General features: G+C 76.4%; 1 protein-coding gene. It reads right to left on the bottom strand.

Translation table 11 applies throughout. The annotated features are described in order from the left end of the window. A partial coding sequence (locus HO151_RS04655) for an acyltransferase domain-containing protein (RefSeq protein WP_173894841.1) occupies nt 1–1951 on the bottom strand: 1951 nt, incomplete at both ends.

Genomic DNA, 1951 nt, shown 5'->3' with positions numbered 1-1951 from the left:
GGTGGCGCCGGCGGCGTGCAGCGACACCCCGGACCAGGCGAACGGCACGACCACGCGGTCGTCGCCGCCCGGGGCGAGGTGGGCCGCGTGCAGGGCGGCGTCGAGGAGCGCGGGGTGGATGCCGAAGCGTCCGGCGTCGCCGCGGACCTGCTCGGGCAGGACGACCTCGGCGAACATGTCGTCGCCGCGGCTCCAGGTGGCGCGGACGCCCTGGAAGACGGGCCCGAACTCGTAGCCGCGGCCCGCGAGGAGGTCGTAGAAGCCCTCGGCGGCGACGGCGGCGGCACCGCGCGGCGGCCACACGGTGAAGTCCTCGGGCCGGTCCACGGCGGGCTCGCCGGACCGGCCGAGGGTGCCCTGGGCGCGCAGCGTCCACAGGTCCTCGGTGTGGCCGTCGGACCCGGCGGACCGGGTGTGGACGGTGACGGGGCGGCGGCCGGACGCGTCGGGCTCGCCGACCGCGATCTGCACCTGGACCTCGCCGCGCTCCTGGAGGACGACGGGGGCCTGGAGGGTGAGTTCGTCGACCTGGCCGCAGCCGAGGGCGTCACCGGCGCGGATCACGGACTCCACGAGCGCGGTGCCGGGCACGATGACGGTGCCGGACACGGCGTGGTCGGCGAGCCAGGGGTGGGTGCGCAGCGACCAGCGGGCGGTGGCCACCAGGCCGTCGCCGCCGGCCAGTTCGACGGAGGCGCCCAGCATCGGGTGGTCGGGCGAGTCGAGACCGGCGGAGGTCACGTCCCCGCCGAGGTCGGCGAAGCGCGGCCAGTAGTGCTGCCGCTGGAAGGCGTACGTGGGGAGGTCGACGCGGCGGGGCCGGGTGCCCTCGTAGTACGTGTCCCAGTCGACGCCGGCGCCCAGCGCCCACGCCTCGCCCAGGGAGAGGGCGAAGCGCTCCGGGCCGCCCTCGTCGCGGCGCAGCGTGCCGACCACACCGGCGCGCGCGCCCGCGTCCTCGATGGTCTCCTGCACCCCGGTCGCGACGACCGGGTGCGCGCTCACCTCGACGAAGACGTGGAAGCCGTCGGCCAGCAGCGCACGCGTCGCCGCCTCGAACTCGACCGTCCCGCGCAGGTTGCGGTACCAGTAGCCGCCGTCCAGTTCGGCGGTGTCGATCACCGACCCGGAGACGGTGGAGTAGAACGGCACCGCGCAGGACCGTCCGGCGACCGGGGCCAGCAGCTCCGCGAGCTCCTCCTCGATCCGCTCGACGTGCGCCGAGTGCGAGGCGTAGTCCACGGCCACCCTGCGCGCCCGGACACCGGCCTGCTCGCACCCGGCCAGGAACTCGTCCAGGGCGTCGGCGTCACCGGAGACGACGACCGACGACGGCCCGTTGACGGCGGCGACGCCGATCCGGCCGTCGAAGCCGGCCAGCAGCCCGCGCACCTCCTGCACGCCCCGCGCGACCGACACCATGCCGCCCAGCCCGGACAGGGCGCGCAGCGCCTGCGACCGCAGTGCCACCACCCGCGCGCCGTCCTGAAGGGACAGTCCGCCCGCCACCACCGCGGCGGCGATCTCGCCCTGCGAGTGCCCCAGCACCGCGGCGGGCTCCACGCCCCGGGACCGCCAGACCTCGGCGAGGGACACCATCACCGCCCACAGCGCGGGCTGGACGACGTCGACGCGCTCCAGCGACGCGGCACCCTCGACCCCGTTGAGGACGTCCGGCAGCGACCAGTCCACGAACGGCTCCAGCGCCGCCGCGCACTCCGCGATCCGCGACGCGAACACCGGGCTCGTGGCGAGGAGTTCGACCGCCATGCCGGCCCACTGCGAACCCTGGCCCGGGAAGACGAACACCACGCCGCCCGAGCCGTCGCCCGCGACGCCCTCCACGACACCGGCGGCGGCTTCGCCGGCGGCCAGCGCGTCGAGGCCCGCGAGCAGCGCCTCCCTGTCCCGGCCGACGACCACGGCACGGTGGTCCATGGCCACGCGGGTG

The sequence above is a fragment of the Streptomyces sp. 8P21H-1 genome (assembly GCF_013302945.1).
Note: the sequence above shows the minus strand (reverse complement) of the source record. Positions and strands in the feature narration are given on the sequence as shown.